Annotated in this window: 22 protein-coding genes; 11 read left to right on the top strand and 11 right to left on the bottom strand. The window is 51.0% G+C overall.

What is annotated here, in order from left to right:
- Window positions 1–5: 5 nt before the first annotated feature.
- From O4H47_RS13000 to O4H47_RS12985, 4 genes are all read left to right on the top strand, one after another.
- The gene (locus O4H47_RS13000; protein ID WP_269394428.1) at window positions 6–1,355 is read left to right on the top strand and encodes a sigma-54-dependent transcriptional regulator; all 1,350 of its coding nucleotides are present in this window, start codon (window positions 6–8) and stop codon (window positions 1,353–1,355) included.
- 145 nt (window positions 1,356–1,500) lie between these two features.
- On the top strand, window positions 1,501–2,502 hold the full coding sequence (locus tag O4H47_RS12995) for a C4-dicarboxylate TRAP transporter substrate-binding protein (protein ID WP_269394427.1): 1,002 nt from the start codon (window positions 1,501–1,503) through the stop codon (window positions 2,500–2,502).
- 107 nt (window positions 2,503–2,609) lie between these two features.
- A complete protein-coding gene (locus O4H47_RS12990) occupies window positions 2,610–3,257 on the top strand; it encodes a TRAP transporter small permease subunit (protein WP_269394426.1) in 648 nt (215 codons plus the stop codon).
- Complete coding sequence (locus O4H47_RS12985) at window positions 3,254–4,660, top strand: TRAP transporter large permease (protein ID WP_269394425.1); 1,407 nt, start codon at window positions 3,254–3,256, stop codon at window positions 4,658–4,660. The genes O4H47_RS12990 and O4H47_RS12985 overlap by 4 nt, the downstream gene beginning before the upstream one ends.
- Window positions 4,661–4,722: 62 nt before the next feature.
- Here O4H47_RS12985 and O4H47_RS12980 read toward each other — a convergent pair whose 3' ends face one another.
- The 3 genes from O4H47_RS12980 to O4H47_RS12970 all read right to left on the bottom strand — a co-directional run bounded on the left by O4H47_RS12980 (window position 4,723) and on the right by O4H47_RS12970 (window position 7,626).
- Window positions 4,723–5,463 carry a helix-turn-helix transcriptional regulator gene (locus O4H47_RS12980; RefSeq protein ID WP_269394424.1) on the bottom strand — a complete coding sequence of 247 codons (741 nt, stop codon included), beginning with the start codon at window positions 5,461–5,463 and terminating at the stop codon, window positions 4,723–4,725.
- Between the two features lie 158 nt (window positions 5,464–5,621).
- Entirely contained in the window at window positions 5,622–6,065 is a 444-nt protein-coding gene (locus O4H47_RS12975; RefSeq protein WP_269394423.1) for a cupin domain-containing protein, read from the bottom strand.
- 70 nt (window positions 6,066–6,135) lie between these two features.
- Window positions 6,136–7,626 carry a flavin-containing monooxygenase gene (locus tag O4H47_RS12970; protein WP_269394422.1) on the bottom strand — a complete coding sequence of 497 codons (1,491 nt, stop codon included), beginning with the start codon at window positions 7,624–7,626 and terminating at the stop codon, window positions 6,136–6,138.
- 188 nt (window positions 7,627–7,814) lie between these two features.
- Here O4H47_RS12970 and O4H47_RS12965 point away from each other — a divergent pair, with 188 nt between their 5' ends.
- A complete protein-coding gene (locus O4H47_RS12965) occupies window positions 7,815–8,714 on the top strand; it encodes an AraC family transcriptional regulator (protein ID WP_269394421.1) in 900 nt (299 codons plus the stop codon).
- On the opposite strand, the gene O4H47_RS12960 is transcribed toward O4H47_RS12965, so the two are convergent.
- From O4H47_RS12960 to O4H47_RS12925, 8 genes are all read right to left on the bottom strand, one after another.
- Complete coding sequence (locus tag O4H47_RS12960) at window positions 8,711–9,109, bottom strand: RidA family protein (protein WP_269394420.1); 399 nt, start codon at window positions 9,107–9,109, stop codon at window positions 8,711–8,713. The two genes, O4H47_RS12965 and O4H47_RS12960, sit on opposite strands and share 4 nt — an antisense overlap.
- Window positions 9,109–9,528, bottom strand: a complete 420-nt coding sequence (locus O4H47_RS12955; protein WP_269394419.1) for an acyl-CoA thioesterase — start codon at window positions 9,526–9,528, stop codon at window positions 9,109–9,111. Before O4H47_RS12955 ends, O4H47_RS12960 begins: the two co-directional genes overlap by 1 nt.
- Window positions 9,528–10,217, bottom strand: a complete 690-nt coding sequence (locus O4H47_RS12950; protein WP_269394418.1) for an ABC transporter ATP-binding protein — start codon at window positions 10,215–10,217, stop codon at window positions 9,528–9,530. The genes O4H47_RS12955 and O4H47_RS12950 overlap by 1 nt, the downstream gene beginning before the upstream one ends.
- Complete coding sequence (locus O4H47_RS12945; RefSeq protein ID WP_269394417.1) at window positions 10,214–10,963, bottom strand: ABC transporter ATP-binding protein; 750 nt, start codon at window positions 10,961–10,963, stop codon at window positions 10,214–10,216. Before O4H47_RS12945 ends, O4H47_RS12950 begins: the two co-directional genes overlap by 4 nt.
- Window positions 10,956–11,945, bottom strand: coding sequence for a branched-chain amino acid ABC transporter permease (locus O4H47_RS12940; protein WP_269394416.1), 990 nt, complete (start codon window positions 11,943–11,945; stop codon window positions 10,956–10,958). Before O4H47_RS12940 ends, O4H47_RS12945 begins: the two co-directional genes overlap by 8 nt.
- A complete protein-coding gene (locus O4H47_RS12935) occupies window positions 11,938–12,858 on the bottom strand; it encodes a branched-chain amino acid ABC transporter permease (protein ID WP_269394415.1) in 921 nt (306 codons plus the stop codon). Before O4H47_RS12935 ends, O4H47_RS12940 begins: the two co-directional genes overlap by 8 nt.
- Window positions 12,859–12,929: 71 nt before the next feature.
- Window positions 12,930–14,075: an ABC transporter substrate-binding protein gene (locus O4H47_RS12930; RefSeq protein ID WP_269394414.1), complete on the bottom strand. Its 1,146-nt coding sequence runs from the start codon at window positions 14,073–14,075 to the stop codon at window positions 12,930–12,932.
- Between the two features lie 280 nt (window positions 14,076–14,355).
- Entirely contained in the window at window positions 14,356–15,183 is an 828-nt protein-coding gene (locus O4H47_RS12925) for an alpha/beta hydrolase (protein WP_269394413.1), read from the bottom strand.
- A 173-nt stretch (window positions 15,184–15,356) separates the two neighbouring features.
- Between O4H47_RS12925 and O4H47_RS12920 the strand changes: the two genes are divergently transcribed.
- The 6 genes from O4H47_RS12920 to O4H47_RS12895 are packed head-to-tail and all read left to right on the top strand — an operon-like array spanning window position 15,357 to window position 22,425.
- On the top strand, window positions 15,357–17,645 hold the full coding sequence (locus O4H47_RS12920; protein ID WP_269394412.1) for a bifunctional salicylyl-CoA 5-hydroxylase/oxidoreductase: 2,289 nt from the start codon (window positions 15,357–15,359) through the stop codon (window positions 17,643–17,645).
- Window positions 17,642–18,388: an SDR family NAD(P)-dependent oxidoreductase gene (locus O4H47_RS12915; protein ID WP_269394411.1), complete on the top strand. Its 747-nt coding sequence runs from the start codon at window positions 17,642–17,644 to the stop codon at window positions 18,386–18,388. The genes O4H47_RS12920 and O4H47_RS12915 overlap by 4 nt, the downstream gene beginning before the upstream one ends.
- Window positions 18,385–18,849 (top strand): MarR family winged helix-turn-helix transcriptional regulator, encoded by a 465-nt coding sequence (locus O4H47_RS12910; RefSeq protein WP_269394410.1) that lies wholly within the window; start codon window positions 18,385–18,387, stop codon window positions 18,847–18,849. Before O4H47_RS12915 ends, O4H47_RS12910 begins: the two co-directional genes overlap by 4 nt.
- Window positions 18,850–18,860: 11 nt before the next feature.
- Entirely contained in the window at window positions 18,861–19,664 is an 804-nt protein-coding gene (locus O4H47_RS12905; RefSeq protein WP_269394763.1) for an enoyl-CoA hydratase family protein, read from the top strand.
- Entirely contained in the window at window positions 19,664–20,809 is a 1,146-nt protein-coding gene (locus O4H47_RS12900; protein ID WP_269394409.1) for an acyl-CoA dehydrogenase family protein, read from the top strand. Before O4H47_RS12905 ends, O4H47_RS12900 begins: the two co-directional genes overlap by 1 nt.
- Entirely contained in the window at window positions 20,809–22,425 is a 1,617-nt protein-coding gene (locus tag O4H47_RS12895; RefSeq protein ID WP_269394408.1) for an AMP-binding protein, read from the top strand. The genes O4H47_RS12900 and O4H47_RS12895 overlap by 1 nt, the downstream gene beginning before the upstream one ends.
- Window position 22,426: the final 1 nt, after the last annotated feature.

Here is a 22,426-nt window from a genome sequence, read left to right as displayed (position 1 = left end):
AATCATTGTCACCAACAGCCAAAAGCGCCAATTTTCGTGCCATCATTATCGATGACGATAAGGAAATGCGTCAGTCGTTGACGCACTTGATGGGGGCCGCTGGTTGGGAAACACAGGCGCTTGCTGACGCAACATCTGTTGCCGACAAGGTCGCCGCTTTCGTGCCAGACGTAATTCTGTCAGATGTGCGCATGCCCAAAACATCTGGGCTCGACCTATTGAACGAGAAATCAGGCGTTGCGCAATTGCCGATCGTTTTAATTTCCGCCCATGGCGATATCCCAACCGCTGTGCAAGCCATGCGCGATGGCGCCTATAGCTTCTTGGAAAAACCATTCGATCCACAAAGGCTTCTAACCATTTTGCGCAATGCCGCTGAAAAGCATCGCCTGTCCAAGGATGCAGAACGTTTGCGCAACCAATTGGCCACCTTGTCTGGCCTGGACCGGGTCTTACTGGGAAAATCTGAACTTCTGCAATCGGTGCGCGAAAGTGTGTTGGACTTTTCCTCCGCCCACGCCGCAGCGCTTATATTGGGTGAAACGGGCACGGGTAAGGAGCTTGTTGCGCGCGCGTTACACAATCTGTCTGAACGGGCCAATGGCCCATTCCTTGCCATCAATTGCGCCAACATCGCAGCGGACGGATTTGAGCAACGTGTTTTTGGAGAAAAAGACAAAACACAGGGCCTTTTTCGCCAAGCCGAAGGGGGCACTTTATTTCTGGATGAAATAGGTACGTGCACTCTTGATGTTCAAGCCAAGTTGTTGCGTGCAATCGAATTGCGCGAAGTCCTGCCCATAGGCGCGTACAAACCCATTACAGTGGATGTGCGCATCGTGTCCGCATCAAATGAACCTCTAGACCAAGCGATCGAAGAAGGACGGTTTCGTTCTGACCTTTATTTTCGGTTGAACAACGTGGTGATCGACCTGCCAACCCTGCGGTCTCGGCGTGATGATATTCCTTTGTTGTTCGAACATTTCTTGCAAAATTACGCAGAGCTTTACGAAACCGAAATCCCTGAGGTCACCGCAGAGGACATGGCCGTACTGATCGCCCATGATTGGCCGGGCAACGTGCGCGAACTACGCAATGTGGCTGAACGATTGGTCCTTGCATCTCGCCGAGGCGGTGGCACCGTAACTGAGGCCTTGCGCGTGCAAAACGATATGGGCGACGTGCCCGAAACTTTGCGCGAAGCTGTTGCCGCTTTCGAACGTTCGCTCATCGCCAAAGCGATCCGCACGCATAAGGGAAAAATGGACGCGGTCGCTGAAGCCTTGGGGATTGGCAGGCGCACGCTCAACGAGAAAATTGTAAAACTAAATTTGAACAAAGACGAATTGCTCTAGACTAAAAAACCACCCTGCGGATTTCCGCAAGGGGTCTTGCGCGCGCCTACGCAGTTTTCTTCATAGGCAAAACTCGCCCAATCGGTAGGATAGCTTTCAACACGATCCATTTGGTTCGGGTTTGGGATTCTTTTGGGAGGAAATTATGAAAACGATCTTTAAGGTTGCTGTCGCAACCACGCTAACATTTGGCTTTGCTGCAGAAGCAATGGCTGTCGAATGGAATGTTTCGCTTTGGGGCAAACGTCGCGCTTTCACTGAGCACGTTGAAAAATTAGCTGAGTTGGTTTCTCAAAAAACCGGCGGTGATTTCACGCTAAACCTATCATATGGCGGCCTATCCAAAAACCGGGAAAACCTTGACGGCATTTCCATTGGCGCGTTTGAAATGGCACAATTCTGCGCGGGCTACCACGCAGACAAAAACCCCTCAATCACCGTTCTTGAACTGCCTTTCCTTGGCGTAAGCTCGTTGGAAGCTGAAATTGCAGCATCGATGGCCGTTTACAACCACCCAGCAACACAAAAAGACTTGGGCCGTTGGAATGCAACGCTTTTGATGCCATCTCCTTTGCCACAATATAACTTTGTTGGTGTCGGCGATGCGCCACGCACCGTTGCCGATTTTGAAGGCATGACAGTTCGCGCAACTGGCGGTATTGGCCGTGCGATGGAATCTGTAATGGCAGTTCCAAACTCAATGTCAGCAACCGAAGTACGCCAAGCACTTGATTCAGGCGTTGTGAAAGCTGTTTCATTCGCACCACACGCTCACATGTCTTATGGCACCATCGAAAGCGGCAAGTGGTGGACCACCAACTTGAACCCGGGCACCGTCAACTGCCCAGTTGTTGCCAACACAGATGCATTGAACGGCTTGTCTGATGCACACCGTGAAGCACTTCTAAGCTCAATTCCAGAAGCACTTGGCCACTACGTCGACAACTACAACAATGCAACAATGGCAGCTTGGGGCCCAGCGCTTGAAGAACGTGGCATCGAGCAGATTACCTACTCAGACGAAGAGCTCGCAGCTTTCCGTTCTGCAGCTGGTGGCATTGCTCAAGCTTGGGTTGACGACAACAACGCAAAAGGTCTGCCAGCACAAGAGCTGCTCGACCTCGTGCTTTCAACACTAGCAAACTAAGCAACCTGATTTAAGTTCGCCCGGCCGCGCCATATCAAAGCGTGACGCCGGGTGAATTTTATCTAAACTGGATTTGAAGCGAATACTTCAAACTGGGGGAGACTAAAATGGCAGGTGCTTCATCTGTTCTAACCGACGATAGTTGGCTATCAAGATTTGATCGCGAGCTGTTCAAACTCGAAGGCGTTCTCGCCTTTATTGGCGGCCTTGCCGTCTTTTCACTCATGCTCATGGCAGTTGCATCGGTTGGTGGTCGCAATTTCTTCAATCGACCATTGCCTGGATATGTGGACTGGATTGAACAGGCAATGCCGCTTATAGCTTTTGTCGGTGTGGCCTATACCCAACGCGTTGGTGGGCACATTCGCATGGACATTTTGGTTGGTCGGCTAACAGGCCGAGCGCTTTGGACCGCCGAGTTCATTTCAACACTAGTAATGCTACTTCTGATGCTTTTGTTAATGTGGGGGTCTTGGGCTCACTTTGCTCGTTCTTTCGATTTTGCTGCCCCCATGTGGAGCCGCGATTCATCAATGGACATTGGCATTCCGCTTTGGCCCGCAAAACTGCTCGCCCCATTTGCCTTCTTCATCCTTTCACTCCGCCTACTCATACAACTTTGGGGCTATGGAAGGGCATTGCGTACCGGCACATTAGAACCCGTTGCGGTTCCCCTAATCGAAGATGCAGCAACCCAAGCCGCACGTGAAGCTGAGCACGTTTCAGGCTTTGATGATGAGGAGACAGCAAAATGAGTTCAATTGATATTGGTCTCGTGGTCACTGGGCTGCTGCTTATCATGGTTTTGATCGGCGTTCGTGTAGCATTCGCGGCGGCCCTCGCCGGCCTTACAGGTCTGATTTGGATTTTCTGGTCCAAGAAGGGCTATGACCCCAACCAGTTTTTCTGGGCCCTTGAAGTTGCCACCAAAACCGCTGGGCAAGTGCCACACTCAAAAGTGTCGTCACAAGCCCTATCGCTTATCCCGACATTTATCCTCATTGGATATCTCGCCTACTACGCAGGCCTCACCAAGGCATTGTTTGAAGCGGCAAAACGTTGGGTTGGCTGGCTACCGGGCGGCATGGGGGTTGCAACCGTATTTGCTACCGCTGGCTTTGCGGCCGTTTCTGGTGCTTCGGTTGCCACATCCGCTGTGTTTGCCCGTATCGCAATCCCTGAAATGCTTAAAATCGGCTACGACAAGCGTTTTGCCGCAGGTGTTGTGGCGGCTGGCGGCACATTGGCCTCGCTCATTCCTCCATCAGCGATTTTGGTCATTTACGCAATTATCGTCGAGCAAGATGTGGGCGCATTGCTTCTGGCCGGCTTCTTACCGGGCGCTGTTTCCGCACTCATTTACGGCGGGCTGGTTGTTTTGATGGCAACCTTCAACAAAAATCTCGGGCCACCGGTTCGGGGTTTCTCTTGGAGTGAACGGTTCAAGTCATTGCCGCCAGCATTTCCCATCTTCTTTGTGGTCATCATCATCATTTGCTTCATCTACAATCCATTTGGTGGTGATGCTTGGGGCACACCAACCGAAGGCGGAGCAATCGGCGCGTTCGTGATCTTTGTCATGGCACTGATCCACGGTATGCGATGGCCACAGTTCAAAGATGCTTTGATGGAAACGGGCAAATTGGCCGTGATGATTTTCACCATCATTTGGGGCGTATTGATCTTTGTACGCTTCTTGGGTTTTGCCGACCTACCCGGCGCGTTCTCGGATTGGATTGTAACCCTTGAACAAAATCCAATGGTCACCTTGATCCTAATCCTGTGCGCTTACGCCATACTCGGCATGTTCATGGATGCCATTGGCATGCTGCTCTTAACCCTACCCGTTGTGTTCCCTGCCGTAATGGCTCTGAATGGCGGCATGGACGTCACCGCAGCCGACAGTGCCTTTGGCATGAGCGGTTGGGGCTGTGCGATCTGGTTTGGGATTATTGTAGTAAAAATGGCAGAGCTTTGTCTGATCACCCCACCCATTGGTCTCAATTGTTTTGTGGTCGCGGGCGTTCGTTCGGACATTTCAGTACAAGACGTGTTCCGCGGCGCATCACCATTCTTTGTGGCCGACGCGATCACAATCGCCGTGCTGATTGCCTTCCCAGGCATCGTCCTGTGGTTACCGAGTTTGCTGCTAGGTTAGTTACACAAGGCTGTCGCGGCCTGAAAAGTCGCGGCAGTCCATTTTCACCCGTTCTTCAGCTATCATCTTTCAATCAATGAATAGAATTCTCTGAGCAAACCCACCTGACTATTGACGTGACATTTGCTCAATATCGTCTTCACGTGTGAGCGTACCGTTGCATAAGTACGATTACTCGAAGCGGCAAATTCACGAAGTGACTGGCCAGCCAATAACCCGCCCAAAATCTCGGTCTCTGTCGCGGTTAGCCCGTGTTTCTTTCCAAAGCTGACCAACCGAGCTTCAATATTTGGCGCCACAAGTTCCTGTTTACGTATCAATGCGACGATATATCTCAAGAAAAGGGCAAGCCTTTGTTTCTCAAGATCGTCAAAGTCACGCATTTTTTCGCCGCGCCAGACAACAAGCGATAACAACGAACCATCTGGCATGATCGCAGGCGAAATCATCAAATAGAAAACGTCGTGCTTTTGCATAAATGAATAAAAGGGTCCAAGTTCCTTTACTTGCTCATCGGATACATAGTCTGTTCGCCGATGTGGCTCTAGCGGCGCCAAGTCTTCCTCATGCATTGGCCTGATTTGATAAAAACCGTTTTCAAAAAAATCAGTTACACACGCGGTGTCAGACGTGGCGTAAATTTTATATTCGTCTGCACCCGAATTCAGGCCGTCGCCAAATGTACAATAAAGAGAAAATTCGGCCGCGAATGCTTCTGAAAACGCATGGGAAAACGCCGGCCAATCAAAGCTATCCACCAAATGTCGCTCAGCACAATCGTATAGCTTTTCAAGCTGCTCCATTAGAAACCAACGCCTTACTTGGGCCGTATTATCAGTATTCAGTTCGAGGCAGCACTATATGGTGATACTCTCTTTTACAACAGAATTCCTTTTGTCCTACAAAAGGGCGGAGACCGGCTATGCCCCCGCCCATCTAATGGGGTTAGGAATGAAAGTATCTACTCTGCTGGCGGGGGAAGGAAATTCACCTCGTGTAATGCAGATAGACGCACAACTTCTTCAGGATCCCCCAAATCGTGCAACGCGTTAAACAAATCAAACAGCTTGCGGCTTGGCGCAACGCCAAAGAAGCAGTTGGCATCCTTGCCTGATTTATTGGTGATTCCGTGGGCAATCCCCATTGGCATGCGCACCGTATCACCAGCACGTGCTGTCAAAATTTCGTCGCCAAATGCCAACTCTAATTCACCGTCTAACAGGGTGATCCACTCATCTTGGGTGGGGTGAATGTGCGGCGGCACGAAGCTATCTGCTGGCAACAATGCATGCCAAATGAACGTATTTTCTGAAAGCAGTTTTGGAATATAGGTTTGTCCCAATATGTTCCATTTGAGCGCAGAAATGCCCTCACCGCTCGGCGTAATGCCGGGTGTCATATCCATCTTCTCTCTCCATTTAGGTTTTTAAGTGCCGCCGCATTTTGTCGTCACGCGGCGGCGAAAGTTCGGCCCGCTAGCTAACTCTGTAGTCCGGGGTCGAATTCAAAAACTCGCGATAGGCATCCGCATTTGGCGGCGCGAGGTTTTCCGCAATCGGGTTGCGGTGACGCTTCTTCGCGCCCATATCGTCGAGCAACTCGTCAAAATGCGCGAAATGGTACGGCGCGACACACAGCCCACCATAGACTTTGGCGGAAGGTTTTTCGTTGCGCTTCCAATTGAGCATCATGTCGATGTTATTGTGCATTTCGCCTGGCGTTGGTTGCTTTGCCAACTTGCCGTCCGCATAGCGCACCAACCAGTTTGCGGCCAAATCGGCACATAGCACCGTACAAAATGAGGAGTTGAACCCAACAAAGCCCATATCCGGCAAATCAGGATTTGCGATGATGCGATAAAGCCGATACTGGCCATCTTCCTCAATCAGTTTTTGCTGATATTCATCCGGCAAAAATGGCACGCCCAATTTCCACCCGACCGCTTGAATGGCCAAGTCTGTTTTCACCCGCTCGCCACCGGTTAGAACAACACTGTCCCCATCATATTCTTTGAAGGTGCCTTTGGTCGCTTTAATGCGCCCGTCCGCTATCATGTCGAACAGTCCGGGCGTTACAATTGGCACCGAACAATTGATCTCGTCTTCGATCTTAATGTCCGGCTTCAAGCCAGTTTTGTTCAGCTTCAACTGAATGGTCAGCAAAGCCTCCAACCCACGCCAATTTGCCCAAACGAACGGCTTTCCTATGGCATGCGCCAGTTTTTGCATCGGGTTCATGCCCCATTTTGGGAACATGTCTTCCTGCTTACGGATATAAAGGATGCGCTTAAAGTTGATCAGCCCACCAATGAAATAGGGCACCCGCCAAACGCTTTGCAGATAAATAATATTTACCGACTTCGCGCCTTGCTTCACCGCATTAACCGCAATGTCCGTGGCAGACTTGGAAAAGCCAAGCACGGTAACGTCCTTGCCTTCAACAATCGAAGGGTCCGTATATTCAGACGAATGCATCACCTGCCCACCCTGGGCCTCAAACGCTTCTTGGCCCGGGTGTGTTAGGATGTTCTTTTCGCTGAATTGCCCGGTGCAAACCGCAAGAAAATCAAAATCTTCTTCCGTTTCCTTCCCACTTTCATCAACAACAGAAAGGGTCCAACCTGGCGCTCCATCTGCACGTCGTGCCATGCCTGAAACACTGGTGTTAAAACGAATAAGATCCCGCAAATTATAATCTTTTGCATAACTATCCAAATAGGCATGCACCTGCGGACCCTTGGGCCATTCAGGATAATCGTCCGGCATCGCTTTATCGGTATATCGATAAAGATCTTTCGGGCTTTGTGTTTGCACGTCAGGGTAAGAGCGTGACAATTCCCAAACACCGCCCAAATCGTGGCTGCGTTCGATCACTGTTACATCATGACCCTTCTCTTTGAACGTTTTGGCTGTCGCCAAACCACTCACGCCCGCGCCAATTACCGCGACCTTTTTCTTGAGTGCCATCGTCCCCTCCTCCTCGCCGATTGCATCATTTTTATTTTATGCCTAAACTAAAAGACATATACGGGGAGGAGTCTATCCAGAAAACGCAAAAGTGCGAAGACAGCGCTTGGTTAAGCAAGCCTGTTGTCCACGAGCCACTGGCAAAATATCGGCTGTTTCGTTCGAGCGACCTTGATTGTGCGCGCGAAATGGTTGCGCGCAAATATTGCGCCCACAAATTGGACATGATGTCGGGTGACGAAAAACTCGACGCTGTGCACAATCATGTGGCCGCGGGCGACCTCTCTTTCAACTATATGCGCTATGGCGGCAAGGTGGAGATCAAACCCGGCGAACTCGATCAATTCTACCTCATTCAAATCCCTTTGCGGGGCGGGGCAACCGTGCGCAATGGCAACCAAACCGTAGACAGCTCGCCAGATTTTGCCACCATCCTAAACCCAGACCTGAAAACACAAATGGTGTGGCATGCGGACTGCGAAATGCTGCTGGTGCAGGTTGATGCGCGCCGGGTGAAAAAAGAGGCCGAGCAGTTTTTGGGACGCCAACTCAGCGCACCAATTCGTTTCGAACCCACCATTCGCATGAAAGCTCAACAGCTCAGCTTGTGGCGGCAGCGGTTGCGCAACATGTTCCGCGATGCAGACAGGGGCATAACTCCCACCACCAGCTCTGAAATGATTATTGAATTGCTTGAAGCCGCACCAAGCAATGTTCAGTGCTTTTTTGATGCGCGCCCGCCAGAACTGGCGAGCGGACAAATACGCAAAGCAATGGATATAATAAAAGCCAATTTTGAGTTGGAACTCACCTTGGACGATATCGCCCGCGCCGCTGGCGCGTCGCCTCGGGCGCTGCAATATAGTTTTAAAGCAGCCTACAATCTCACGCCCATGCAAATGCTGCGGCTAGAAAGATTGCGATGGGCCCGGCACTTATTGCTAGCTGCCACCGCTCATCAAACTGTCACGCAAATCGCGCTCGATTTGGGATTTCAACACCTAGGACGCTTCGCGCAGGAATACCGTGAGGCATTTGGCGAAACGCCAAACCAAACCTTGTCTAAAAGCAAAGCGCAACTAGATTAAGCAGGCAAAACAGCCGTTGCTTCAATCTCAATTTTAGCTTGATCTTCAATCAAGTCCGCCACCACGACCATCGTCATTGCTGGGAAGTTGTACCCCATCACGTCACGATAGGCCTTGCCCACTTGGCTTTGCTTGGCGAGATATTCTTTCTTGTCCGTCACAAACCAAGTCAAGCGCACAATATCTTTTGGCTCGCCACCTGCCTCTTGCACAACATCCACAATGTTGCGAAGTGCTTGTTGCATCTGTTCGATAAAATCGTCGGTTTCAAACACTTGGTTGGCGGTCCAGCCAATTTGTCCGCCCACATAAATTGTACGTCCTTCAGCCACCACGCCATTGGCATAGCCTTTTGCTGGTTTCCATCCTTCTGGGTGTAAACTGATATTCGCCATTATTCTTTTTCCATAAAGTTTGAAATGTTTACCCGCGCCAGATCTGGCCACGGCGCGGATTTGCCCTTTGCACCATCAATATGCACAAGGGTTGTTGATGCACTCATTCGTTTTTCTGCCCCGCAATGGGCTTCAATTGCAAAACTGATGCTCGACTTACCAAGCTTTGTCACCTGCAGCGTCCAAAGCAAAATATCGCCCAAACGGCTCGGGTTATGAAACCGCGCTTCAATAGCCGCTGTAGGCACGCCGCTGTGGGCTTGGTTGAACATGGTCAAATAGGAATAGTCTGCAACACGGTCAAACCATGTCTCAATCGTTGCATTGACCATTTCAAAATAGCGCGGATAAAAAACGATCTGCGCCGGATCACAATGCTGAAACATCACTGGTTGCTCTAGCGAATAAGTTGCCACCATCAAACCCCCAAATACCGATCAGCAAGCTCAGGCGTCAGTGCATCAGGCGTGCCTGCCCAAGCAGTACGTCCGCGCTCCAAAATCACACAATGATCAGCAATGGGCAGCAGTTCCGCCAATGTTTTATCAACGATCAATATCGACTGGCCCGTTGCCTTAAGCTCGCGCACCGCCTGCCAAATCTCTTCGCGGATCACCGGTGCCAGCCCTTCGGTGGCTTCGTCCAACACCAATAGTTTTGGATTAGTCATTAATGCTCGGCCAATGGCCAGCATTTGCTGCTCCCCACCCGAAAGTGTGTTGGCCAACTGGGTTTGGCGTTCTTCCAATCGAGGAAACAATTCATAGACCCGCGCAAGGGTCCACTCAGTTCCACGCGCGGCGGCCAGCAAGTTCTCTTCAACCGTTAAATTGGCAAAACAGCGTCGCCCTTCAGGCACCAAACCAACGCCCAATTGCGCAACCTTATGCGAGGGCAAATTGCCAATGTCTTGGCCCGCGAATTGAATGCGCCCCGCCTTTTGTTTGGACATCCTGCAAAGCGTGCGAATGGTCGTGGTTTTGCCCATGCCGTTGCGCCCCATCAACGCCACCACTTCGCCCTCACCCATTTTTAAATCAACGCCAAACAGGGCCTGCGAAGGGCCATAGAACACTTCAATGTTTTCGATGGTTAGGAGGTCACTCATGCGGTTTCTCCCAAGTAAGCTTCACGCACTGCCGGGTTGGCGCGAATTTCATCCACTGTGCCAGATGCCACAACGCGGCCATAAACCAAAACGGAAATCCGATCTGCCAGCGAAAATACCGCATCCATATCATGCTCAATGAGCAAGATTGGCGCTTCCTTGCGCAATTCATCCAGGAAGGAAATCAATCGTTTTGACCCTTCCGGCCCCATGCCCGCCATTGGTTCATCAAGCAGAAATGCCTTTGGCTCAAGCGCTAACGCAAGTGCGATCTCAAGCTGCCGCCGTTCGCCGTGCGACAGCTCTGCCGCACTAATCTCAGCACGCTTCTCAAGGTCCACGCGGCTTAGAATTTCCATTGCACGCGCAACAAGCACTTTGTCGTTGCGCACGTTCTTGAAAAACCGGAAGCTTGACCCGTTGAACGCTTGAACCGCCAGCATCACATTGCGCAACGCAGAAAACTCCATAATCACAGAAGAAATTTGGAACGTTCGCCCCAACCCCAACTGCGCGCGCTCAGCAACATCAAGTCCGGCCAAATCTTTGCCGTTAAAAATCACCGAACCGCTGTCCGATGAAAGCCCGCCACAAATTTGTTTGATCAGTGTCGATTTACCAGCCCCGTTGGGGCCGATAAGCGCGTGGATTTCCCCCACATTCAGGGTAATCGATACATCATCAGTTGCCTTCAGCGCGCCAAAGCTTTTCTTGAGGTTTTTGATCTCCAAAATTGGATTAGTCATGGCGAGCCCTCCCAGCGATCAGGCCAATCACACCACCTCGTGCGAACAGCACCACACCCAGCAGCACAAGGCCTAAGAAGAATTGCCAATGCTCAGTCATGCCCCCAAAAATGAACTCGAATAGGATATAGATGATTGCCCCTGCAAGTGGCCCATAAAGCCGACCAACACCGCCCAAAATCACCAAAATCATAATCTCGCCAGACATGTGCCAAGACAACATTGAAGGGGAAACAAATCGGTTAAGATCAGCAAATAATGCCCCAGCAAGACCTGTCATCATCCCCGAAATCACAAATGCGGTAAGTTTGATATTGAACGGTCGCACACCAACCGCGCTTAAGCGTTCCTCATTTTGCCGCGCAGACTGAAGCGCCGCACCAAAACGCGAATTCTTCAGTGTAGCCGACAGGAATATTCCGCCGAACAACAGTCCAAGGCAGATGAAATAGAAGCCATGCGGCGCAAGCGTATTCACCCCCAGGAAGGCGTTCCTCACATAGATCGACAGCCCATCTTCGCCCCCATAAGCTGGCCAAGAAATCGCAAAATAATAGAGCATTTGCGCAAAGGCCAAAGTGATCATGATAAAATAAACACCAGATGTACGAAGGCTCAGCAAACCAATCAGATAAGCGACAATGCCTGACGCTATGATTGCGACCAGCCAAATGATCAACATCTGGTTGGTGCCTTCAATCAAGAAAGGACTTTCCATGATCGGTGTGTAATTGAGCGCATGACTGGCTAAAATACCCGCGGCATATCCGCCAACGCCAAAAAAGGCAGCATGGCCGAACGACACAAGTCCGCCGGTGCCTAGGGCAAGGTTCAGACCGACCCCAGCAAGGCCAAGAATGGCCACCCGAGTTGCAAGGGTGATGTAAAACGGCTCGTCAATTGCAGTTGCGACAAATGGCAGGGCAACCATAGCAAGGGTCAGGAAAATGTTCAGAATGGATTCACGAGAAAGGCTAGCCATTTTGCGATACCAACCCTTCTGGTTTGAAAATCAACACAACCGCCATCAACACATAAATTAGCATTGATGAGATTGAAGATCCGATTGAACTAGCAGCGCTTGGGTCCATAAACAGCCCAAACATTGAAGGCAGTGAAACACGACCAAGCGTATCAACGACGCCCACCAAGATAGAGGCGATCAACGCGCCTTTGATGGAGCCAATGCCCCCGATCACGATCACCACAAAGGCAAGGATCAGAACAGGCTCCCCCATGCCAACTTGCACCGATTGCAAAGCACCAACCATAGCGCCAGCAAATCCGGCTAACCCTGCGCCAAGTGCAAAAACGATTGTATAGAGCGTGCGGATATCAACCCCGAGCGCCGCAATCATTTCGCGATCCGCTTCACCTGCGCGAATGCGAATACCAAGTCGGGTTTTGGCAATCAGCAAATAAAGCCCTAGCGCCACCAATCCGCCAACCACGATGATCGACAAACGATAAATCGGATAGGGTAAACCACCCGGCAAAATCACCGGGCCCGCCAAAATAGCAGGCACGTCCAAAAACAATGGGAACGAGCCAAACACAAAGCGGCAGCCTTCAGAGATGATCAGTATAAGCGCAAAAGTCGCCAAAACTTGATCCAAGTGATCCCGATCGTAAAGGCGTCTGATAACGCTCACCTCAATAATCGCGCCAGCAAACGCCGCAGCAACAATAGAGGCAACAAGGCCAAGCCAAAAAGAGCCCGTTGCAGCGGCCACCGCCGCGCACGCAAAAGCGCCAATCATATAGAGCGAGCCATGGGCAAGATTGATCAACCCCATCACGCCGAACACTAGGGTCAACCCGGCCGCCATCAGAAATAGCGTAACGCCAAATTGCATACCGTTCAGCAATTGCTCGAAGAAAAGGGCAGCTGTCATAGAGAAATCGTCCGACTAGAGCCTAAAGGTAAACACGCGGGACACCTTGCGCCCCGCATGCAAGTTCAAAGTTACATTCCGCACTCTTGTGCGTATGCATCTGTGTGTTGCTCTAGGGCCAAACCAACAATCTTGTTGGTCAACACATCACCGTCTTTCACCACTTCACGCACATAAATGTTTTGGATCGGGTGGTTGTTGTTGCCGAAGCGGAAATCGCCACGTACTGAATCAAACTCAGCGACTTTCAGCGCAGCTCGGAAGGCGTCTGCATCCTTCACATCAGCACCATCAAGAGCTGAAAGGATCAAGTTCGCCGTGTCAAAACCTTGGCTAGCGTACAATGATGGCAAGCGGCCATATGCTTCTTGGAAGCTTGCAACAAATGCTTTGTTGGCATCATTGTCGAGGTCGTTTGACCATTGTGAAGAGTTTTTCACGCCAAGTGCCGCATCACCAACAGCACCCAAAATGCCTTGATCAAACGAGAACGCAGGGCCAAGCACCGGAATATCAACACCAGAAGCTGCATATTGCTTCATGAACGCAATGCCCATGCCACCTGGTAAGAAGAAGAACACGCTGTCCGCACCAGACGCACGAATTTGTGCGATTTCGGCCGCATAGTCGGTGGCGCCAAGTTTGGTGTAAACTTCACCTGCCAAATCGCCTTCATAGAAGCGTTTATAGCCAGTCAAAGCGTCTTTACCCGCTGGATAGTTTGGCGCAAGGATATAGCTGTTTTTATAGCCAACCGCATTTGCGTAAGCGCCCATGGCTTCGTGCAAATTATCATTCTGCCAAGCCACGTTAAAATAGTTTGGATTGCACCCTTTGCCAGCCAATTGAGAAGGACCCGCGTTTGGCGACAAGTAGAACTTACCTTGTGCAACAACAGACGGAACAACCGCCATCGCCAAGTTTGACCAAATAATGCCGGTCAGAATATCGACCTTTTCACTTTGGATCATTTTATCGGCGATTTGCACGGCCAACTCAGGCTTACGCGCGTCATCTTCAATCACAACTTCAACGTCTTTATTGTCGGACTGATTGATTGCCAGCATAAAGCCATCGCGCACATCAATGCCCAAGCCTGATCCACCACCAGACAAAGTGGTGATCATGCCAATTTTTGCGCCCCCGGCATAAGCCATGCTCGAAGCTGCCAGTGTCAGCGCTAATGCGCTCACTGCAAATTTCTTTAGATGTCTCATTTATTCCTCCCATTAGAAGTTACCAAAAATTGGCAACTGTTTTCGCGATCAAAAAGAAAGCTAACGAGGTGGTATCTTTTGTAAAGCTCAACGCGAAATGAACTGGCCTGTAGCCGCAGACCTATGTGCATTTGTTGAACTCGCTGAGGCGAAAAACAATTTCGTTTCTCGCTCAACCCTAACCCTTATCTCTCTTCTCATCCCATTTCAGTGTGCATGATTTTCAATATATTTCAATATTAAAATATCAAGCTTAAAACACCGTTCTACACAAGTGCGATCACGGTGCAAATTGTTGAACCAATTCAGAATTTTTGTCCGCCAAATCATCAATAACGTTGAAATGATGCTTTGACGGTTCTTCGTGCCATTCGGTTAGAACGCCAAATCCCGACCAAATCTGCGCCAGCAATTTATTCTGCCGCAAAAACTCGGGCCGCTCATTCCCCCCAACCCAACACATCAAGTCTGCATATTTGACAGGCCGCTGCAACGCCGCGCTTTGATCCAGCGCCTCATCTTCATCCAAAACGAGCTTTTCATTCATTTTTGTTTTCATCAAGGGGCGCAAATCATGCAGCCCTGAAATTGAAACGACCTTTTCAATTCGCTTCTGCACGCTTGTTTTTAGCGGTGACTTTTCACAAATCTGGCGCGTCACCAAATGCCCGCCTGCCGAATGCCCAGACAGTCGAATTGGTCCAGCAACTCGTTGCGCACAGAACTCAATCGCATGGGCAATTTGATCAGACATCCGTGTTAAATGCGCTTCTGGTGCAAGCGTATAACTGGGCATTGCAACCGCCCAGCCATTGTCCACTGCCCCTTTTGCCAAATGCGACCATGTGGACTTGTCAAACGCCATCCAATAGCCACCATGCACAAATACGGCCAGGCCCTTTGGCGCTGATGTGGGCAAGAATAAATCCAAACGCTCACGCTCGGACTTGCCATAGGCAAGATCAATTTCCGCTTGACCCGAAGCGCTCATTTCATCGCGATATTGCGCTGCCAGCGCTGCCCAACGCGGCGGAAACTCGTCCGCCCCTTCAATGTAAGCACCATTGGAGTATGCGTCATCCCAATCTGATATCACCGGTTGCTTCATTCTATCGATCATTCCCTATTGGTTGCGCAAACCAACTCCAAAGGCAAGCATGGTTGCACCAATTTCGTTTCATATTCAGACACGAAATGAAAAATACTTCAAGCTTAAAATTTTGTGCTTGAAATATATTTTTCACGGTGCCATCATAACTTCAAATCGAGCAGGAGGAATTGATGAAGGTTGTATGTTTGGGCGGAGGTCCGGCGGCACTATATTTTGCGATCAGCATGAAACTGCGCAACCCTGCCAATCAAATCACCATTCTAGAGCGCAACAAAGCCGATGATACATTTGGCTGGGGTGTTGTATTGAGCGATGAAACGCTCGACAATATGGCGGTCAACGACAAGATTAGCGCTCAAATGATCCGCGAACATTTCGCTTACTGGGATGATGTTGCAGTTCACCATCGCGGCACCAAAACAGTTTCAACCGGCCACGGGTTTTGTGGTGTGGGCCGCAAACAACTTCTATTGTCCTTGCAACAACGCGCCGCTGAACTGGGTGTGGATATGCAGTTCGAAACACAGGCGAAGCCCGCGTCCGAATATATGGATGAATATGATTTGGTGGTTGCGGCGGACGGTCTGAACTCCGCCACACGCACCGAATTTGCCGACCACTTCAAACCCGATATTGACGTGCGCGCCTGCAAATTTGTTTGGCTCGGCACCCACCAAAAATTTGACGACGCTTTTACCTTCATTTTTGAAGAAACAGAGCACGGCTGGGTTTGGGCACACGCCTACCAATTTGACGATGACACCGCCACTTTCATTGTGGAATGCAATCAAGAAACATTTGACAAATTCGGCTTTGGTGACCTGAACCAGCAAGAAAGCATCGCCCTGTGCGAAAAGATCTTCAAAGACCACTTGGGCGGCCACAGCCTCATGACCAACGCCAACCACATTCGTGGGTCCGCATGGATCAACTTCCCACGCGTATTGTGCGAAAAATGGCACCATGAAAATGTGGTGCTACTTGGCGATGCGTCAGCCACAGCTCACTTTTCCATTGGCTCTGGCACAAAGTTGGCGTTCGAAAGCGCAATCGCACTTGCTGAGTTCTTGCATACAGAACCAAACATGGAAGCGGCATTCCTGAAATATCAAGAAGACCGTCGTTTGGACGTGTTGCGCTTGCAATCAGCGGCCCGCAATTCGACCGAATGGTTTGAGCAAGTTGAGCGCTATCTTGATCTTGATCCCGTGCAATTCAACTATTCATTGTTGACCCGTTCACAGCGGATCAGCCACGAAAATCTGCGCTTACGCGACCCAGAATGGCTTAAATCTGCCGAAACTTGGTTCCAAACCCAAGCTGGCGCAAAAAACACCCATCGCGCGCCCATGTTTGCCCCGTTCAAACTGCGTGAGATGGAACTGAAAAACCGCGTCGTCGTTTCCCCGATGGCTCAATATAAAGCTGTTGGGGGCTGCCCCACAGATTGGCACTTTGCGCATTATGCGGAACGTGCCAAAGGCGGCGCGGGACTTATCTATGTGGAAATGACTTGCGTATCGCCAGAAGGCCGCATCACCCCGGGTTGCCCGGGCCTTTATGCGCCAGAACATGAAACCGCATGGTCACGTATTACCCACTTTGTGCATCAGGAAACTGAAGCCAAGATCTGCTGCCAAATCGGTCATTCGGGCCGCAAAGGTTCAACCCAAGTGGGGTGGGAAGAAATGGACGCGCCGCTGAAAGACGGCAATTGGCCACTCCTTTCAGCATCCGATATTCCATGGTCAAAAAACAATACCGCACCAAAGGCAATGGACCGCGCTGATATGGATATGGTGCGCGAACAATTCGTATCCTCAGTTGAAATGGCAGAACGATCCGGATTTGACATGATCGAATTGCACGCAGCGCACGGCTATTTGATCTCCTCGTTCATTTCACCAACTTCAAACAACCGCACAGACGAATATGGCGGTTCGCTCGAAAACCGCATGCGTTACCCGCTTGAAGTTGCCCGCGCCATGCGTGCCGCTTGGCCAGAAAACAAACCGATGTCTGTGCGCATTTCCGCCACAGATTGGGTAGGTGATGGCGGCGTGACCCCTGAAGAATCCGTTGAGATCGCTAAAATGTTTAGCGAAACAGGCATCGATATTATCGACGTATCTGCAGGTCAAACATCCAAAGAAGCGCAACCGGTCTATGGTCGCATGTTCCAAACCCCGTTTTCGGACCGCATTCGCAACGATACGGGCCTTAAAACAATGGCGGTGGGCAATGTTTACGAACCCGATCACGTCAACTCAATTTTGATGGCTGGGCGCGCCGATCTGGTTTGCCTTGCGCGACCACACCTTGCCAATCCATACTGGACCCTACACGCGGCGGCAGCCCTTGGGGACAAGCAAACCAATTGGCCAGACCCATACCATCCGGGCCGAGACCAAATGATGCGCTTGGCGGAACGGGCCGAAGGAATTGGAATAAAAGTATGAGCTTGAACACCAAATCAGTGCTGATAACAGGCGGTGGCACCGGGGTTGGCGCGGATATGGCTTTGGCATTTGCTGAACAAGGTGCAACGGTTTTCATTTCTGGTCGCACCAAAGCTTCGCTCGAAAAAGTAGCCGCTCAACACAGCGCCGTCTCAACCGTTATAGCTGACGTGACAAGTGAAAAATCGGTGCAGGCCATGTTCGACCAAATCGGGCCAATGGACATTGTCATCGCCAATGCAGGCGCGGCTGAAAGCGCTCCAATTGTCAAAACAGATTTGGACAGCTGGAACCGCATGATTTCAGTCAATCTAACCGGCGTGTTTCTCACCTTAAAAGAGGGTTTGATCCGCATGAAGGGCAAAGACTGGGGCCGTTTGATTTCAGTTGCATCCACTGCTGGCCTGAAGGGCTATGCTTATGTAGCGCCCTACTCAGCGGCCAAACATGGTGTGATCGGATTGACCAAATCCATGGCGCTCGAAGTGGCCAAAAAAGGCATCACCGTCAACGCGCTGTGCCCGGGGTTTCTCAATACAGAAATGACAGATCGATCTGTCGCCACCATCATTGAAAAAACCGGCATGAGCGAAGACGAAGCGCGGGCAAATCTATCTAAGAACAACCCGCAAGGGCGACTAATCGAACCAGCAGAAGTATCCGCTGCAGCCCTTTGGCTGTGTGGTGACGGATCAGACGGGATTAGTGGACAAGCCATTTCAATTTCAGGGGGCGAAATATGAGCGTGGCACGCGAAAAACTTAAAGACCAACCGGTAAGCAAACAACGTTTGCGGCTTTGGCTGCAAATGCTCAAAACCACCCGGTTCATCGAAAATGAATTGCGCGAAGAATTGCGGCTTGGGTTTCAGTCCACCCTGCCGCGTTTTGACGTTATGGCCATGTTGGACCGCACCCGCGAAGGCTTACGCATGAGCCAACTGTCCAAACAATTGATGGTCTCAAATGGCAATGTCACCGGCATTATTGACCGTTTGGTACAAGAAGGCTTTGTGATGCGGGTTCAAGTTAAAGGCGACAAGCGCGCAACGCTGGTTCGCCTTACCCCCAAAGGCATCGACAAATTTGCCGAAATGGCGAACGAGCACGAAGCCTGGATCAATGAGCACTTAAAAGAAATAGACGAAGGCGAAATCGGCCATTTCATCGACGTGCTATCAAAAGTGCGGGAGGAAGATCATTGACCCCCGTTTCGATGAAAGACCTAAAACCCAAGCATTTCGCTTTTGAAATGGATGGACGGGTTGCAGTTATCAACTTGCTGCGCCCCGACCGCAAAAACCCCCTAACCTTTGATAGCTACGCAGAGCTGCGCGATACATTCCGCGACATGGTTTATGCACACGATATTGATGTGGTTGTGTTCAAATCCAATGGTGGCAACTTCTGCTCCGGCGGTGACGTGCACGACATCATTGGGCCTTTGGTCAATATGGACATGAAAGAGCTGTTGGCCTTTACCCGCATGACCGGAGATTTGGTCAAAGCCATGATCCATTGCGGCAAACCGATCATCTCAGCAATCGATGGCGTATGCGTTGGCGCGGGCGCGATCATTGCCATGTGCTCAGATTTACGCCTTGCCACACCCGAAGCCAAAACCGCTTTCCTGTTCACTCGTGTTGGCCTTGCGGGCTGCGATATGGGCGCATGCGCCATGCTGCCCCGCATCATCGGTCAAGGCCGTGCCGCTGAACTGCTGTACACCGGCCGTTCCATGAGCGCACAAGAAGGTTCCAACTGGGGCTTTTTCAACGCACTGCACGAAGCTGACGAACTCGAAGCCGAAGCCATCAAAATGGCGCACCGCATTGCATCGGGTCCAACATTTGCGCACGGCATTACCAAAACCCAATTGAACCAAGAATGGAACATGTCCTTAGATCAAGCCATTGAATCTGAGGCTCAAGCCCAAGCCATTTGCATGCAAACCAAAGATTTTGAACGCGCTTACAATGCCTTCGTGAAAAAAGAAAAACCTGTATTTGAGGGCGACTGATGCCAGACAAAAGCTTTCTCAATTGGCCGTTTCTTGAGGATAAACACCGCGCTTTATCTGACCAGCTTGAAGCATGGTGCAGCGCAAACCTGCCTGTGGACCATTCAGACGTTGATGGGGCCTGCAAAAGTCTTGTAACTGCTCTCGGCGATGCGGGTTTTCTAATCCATTCAGGGGCGAACGAGGACGAAAAACTCGACGTGCGCAGCCTGTGCATCATCCGCGAGACACTTGCCCGTCATGATGGTTTGGCCGACTTCGCATTTGCCATGCAAGGGCTTGGCATGGGCGCTGTCTCGCTGTTCGGCACAACTGAACAGCGCGAGTGGCTTAAAAAAACCCGCAGCGGCACTGCCATCTCTGCTTTCGCTCTGAGTGAACCAAAATCTGGCTCAGATGTTGCCAACATAGAATGCAGCGCAGAATTGGTCGGTAATCAATACGTTCTGAACGGCGAAAAAACCTGGATTTCGAACGGCGGCATCGCCGACGTTTACGTGGTGTTTGCCCGCACGGGCGAAGGCCCAGGCGCAAAAGGTCTTTCGGCATTTCTGGTGCCAGCGGACACACAAGGATTTGAGATTGCTGAACGCATCGACGTTGTTGCCCCACATCCGCTCGCACGGCTCAAATTCACCAATATGCAAATACCGCCTTCGGCAATGATTGGCGAACCCGGCCAGGGTTTTAAAATCGCCATGTCCGTATTGGACGTTTTCCGGTCAACCGTAGGTGCCGCAGCCCTTGGCTTTGCCCGCCGCGCATTGGACGAAACGCTTAACCGTGCCACCAATCGCGAATTGTTTGGCGCACCGCTGTTCGATTTGCAGATGGTACAAGGGCATATTGCCGATATGGCGCTTGATGTGGACGCTGCCGCTTTGCTGGTTTATCGCGCCGCATGGACAAAAGATATGGGCGCAGCGCGGGTCACGCGCGAAGCCGCTATGGCAAAGCTTTACGCCACAGATAAAGCACAAGAAGTCATCGATAAGGCTGTTCAAATCCACGGAGGGGATGGGGTTCGCAAGGGCTGCATTGTGGAAAGTCTTTATCGCGAAATCCGCGCATTACGCATTTATGAGGGCGCATCTGACGTCCAAAAAATCGTCATTGCGCGTCAATGTTTGGGAGAGATCAAATAATGCTAGGGCCAAGCGGACATACCGATACCTACACACGAGACAATTTACCACCTGAGGACCAGTGGCCAACTTTTCTCACCGAGAATTTCAACTACCCTGAATACATCAATGTCGGCTCGATCCTAACCGACGGCATGGTCGAAAAAGGCTTTGGCGACAATGTTGCGCTGATCGGCAATGGTCGACAACGCACCTACAAAGAACTTGCCGATTGGACCAACCGTTTGGCCCACGCTTTGGTTGAAGACTATGGGGTTAAACCGGGCAACCGGGTGTTGATCCGCTCCGCCAACAACCCTGCAATGGTTGCCTGCTGGCTGGCCGCCACAAAAGCGGGTGCCGTGGTGGTCAATACCATGCCGATGCTGCGCGCGGGCGAACTCTCCGCCATCGTTGATAAAGCCGAAATCAGCGTTGCTCTTTGTGACAGCCGCATGATGGATGAAATCGTTTCTTGTGGCAAAAGCTCGGCGTTTCTAAAAACCATTGTTAGTTTTGACGGCACGGCAAACCATGACGCAGAGCTTGACCGCACAGCCCTAGGCAAATCCGTGAAGTTCAGCGCGGTCAAAACCGGCCGAGATGACGTTGCCCTTCTCGGGTTCACCTCTGGCACCACAGGTGACCCAAAAGCCACCATGCATTTCCATCGTGATCTATTGATGATTGCAGATGGCTACGCGCAAGAAGTCTTAGGCGTAAAGCCCAGCGATGTGTTTGTTGGCTCACCGCCGCTGGCCTTCACCTTTGGCCTTGGCGGCTTGGCAATTTTCCCCCTTCGCTTTGGCGCAACCGCGACATTGCTGGAAACCGCCTCACCCGCCAACATGATTGAGATCATCGAAACCCACAAAGCCACCATCTGCTTTACCGCCCCAACCGCCTACCGCGCCATGATGCGCGCAATGGATGAAGGCGCGGACCTTTCAACACTGCGCTGTGCGGTATCTGCCGGCGAGACACTCCCTGCTCCCGTATTTGACGAATGGCGAGAAAAAACCGGCAAACCGATGCTGGATGGCATTGGCGCAACCGAATTGCTGCATATTTTCATCACCAACCGTTTTGAAGACGCAAAAGCCGCTTGTACCGGTCGCCCCGTCACCGGCTATGAAGCAAAAGTGGTCGACGATGACATGAACGAAATGCCACGTGGCGAACCCGGTCGCTTGGCCGTTCGCGGCCCAACCGGATGTCGATATCTGGCCGATGATCGCCAACAAAAATACGTGCGCGACGGCTGGAACATTACCGGCGATACGTTCGTGCAAGACGATCATGGCTATTTCCATTTTGCTGCCCGCAACGATGATATGATCATCTCATCGGGATACAATATTGCGGGTCCTGAAGTTGAAGCCGCGCTGCTGTCTCACCCTCACGTAGTGGAGTGCGCGGTGATCGGCATTCCAGATGAAGACCGTGGGTTCATCGTGCAAGCCCATGTGGTTTTGGTTGATGATGTGCCAAAAGATGAGCACACCATCAAACGGTTGCAAGACCATGTGAAGGCAACAATCGCCCCTTACAAATACCCGCGTTCTATTATCTTTACTGATACGCTGCCCAAAACACAGACGGGCAAAATCCAGCGTTTTCAATTGCGAGCATCATAAA

This window comes from Maritalea porphyrae (genome assembly GCF_027213965.1).
In the GTDB taxonomy this organism is placed as follows: Bacteria; Pseudomonadota; Alphaproteobacteria; order Rhizobiales; family Devosiaceae; genus Maritalea; species Maritalea porphyrae_A.
The sequence above is the reverse complement of the archived record's forward strand: the minus strand, read 5'-3'. Positions and strand labels throughout refer to the sequence as shown.

Bases quoted from the DNA above. Each gene is read 5' to 3' on its own strand.
- O4H47_RS12995 (WP_269394427.1), top strand. From the start codon at position 1,501: ATGAAAACGATCTTTAAGGTTGCTGTCGCAACCACGCTAACATTTGGC.
- O4H47_RS12945 (WP_269394417.1), bottom strand. From the start codon at position 10,963: ATGACTAATCCAATTTTGGAGATCAAAAACCTCAAGAAAAGCTTTGGC.
- O4H47_RS12990 (WP_269394426.1), top strand. From the start codon at position 2,610: ATGGCAGGTGCTTCATCTGTTCTAACCGACGATAGTTGGCTATCAAGA.
- O4H47_RS12930 (WP_269394414.1), bottom strand. From the start codon at position 14,075: ATGAGACATCTAAAGAAATTTGCAGTGAGCGCATTAGCGCTGACACTG.
- O4H47_RS12940 (WP_269394416.1), bottom strand. From the start codon at position 11,945: ATGGCTAGCCTTTCTCGTGAATCCATTCTGAACATTTTCCTGACCCTT.
- O4H47_RS12935 (WP_269394415.1), bottom strand. From the start codon at position 12,858: ATGACAGCTGCCCTTTTCTTCGAGCAATTGCTGAACGGTATGCAATTT.
- O4H47_RS12905 (WP_269394763.1), top strand. From the start codon at position 18,861: ATGAAAGACCTAAAACCCAAGCATTTCGCTTTTGAAATGGATGGACGG.
- O4H47_RS12920 (WP_269394412.1), top strand. From the start codon at position 15,357: ATGAAGGTTGTATGTTTGGGCGGAGGTCCGGCGGCACTATATTTTGCG.
- O4H47_RS12980 (WP_269394424.1), bottom strand. From the start codon at position 5,463: ATGGAGCAGCTTGAAAAGCTATACGATTGTGCTGAGCGACATTTGGTG.
- O4H47_RS12950 (WP_269394418.1), bottom strand. From the start codon at position 10,217: ATGAGTGACCTCCTAACCATCGAAAACATTGAAGTGTTCTATGGCCCT.
- O4H47_RS12925 (WP_269394413.1), bottom strand. From the start codon at position 15,183: ATGAAGCAACCGGTGATATCAGATTGGGATGACGCATACTCCAATGGT.
- O4H47_RS12915 (WP_269394411.1), top strand. From the start codon at position 17,642: ATGAGCTTGAACACCAAATCAGTGCTGATAACAGGCGGTGGCACCGGG.
- O4H47_RS12985 (WP_269394425.1), top strand. From the start codon at position 3,254: ATGAGTTCAATTGATATTGGTCTCGTGGTCACTGGGCTGCTGCTTATC.
- O4H47_RS12975 (WP_269394423.1), bottom strand. From the start codon at position 6,065: ATGGATATGACACCCGGCATTACGCCGAGCGGTGAGGGCATTTCTGCG.
- O4H47_RS12965 (WP_269394421.1), top strand. From the start codon at position 7,815: ATGGTTGCGCGCAAATATTGCGCCCACAAATTGGACATGATGTCGGGT.
- O4H47_RS12960 (WP_269394420.1), bottom strand. From the start codon at position 9,109: ATGGCGAATATCAGTTTACACCCAGAAGGATGGAAACCAGCAAAAGGC.
- O4H47_RS12910 (WP_269394410.1), top strand. From the start codon at position 18,385: ATGAGCGTGGCACGCGAAAAACTTAAAGACCAACCGGTAAGCAAACAA.
- O4H47_RS12900 (WP_269394409.1), top strand. From the start codon at position 19,664: ATGCCAGACAAAAGCTTTCTCAATTGGCCGTTTCTTGAGGATAAACAC.
- O4H47_RS12970 (WP_269394422.1), bottom strand. From the start codon at position 7,626: ATGGCACTCAAGAAAAAGGTCGCGGTAATTGGCGCGGGCGTGAGTGGT.
- O4H47_RS12955 (WP_269394419.1), bottom strand. From the start codon at position 9,528: ATGGTGGCAACTTATTCGCTAGAGCAACCAGTGATGTTTCAGCATTGT.
- O4H47_RS12895 (WP_269394408.1), top strand. From the start codon at position 20,809: ATGCTAGGGCCAAGCGGACATACCGATACCTACACACGAGACAATTTA.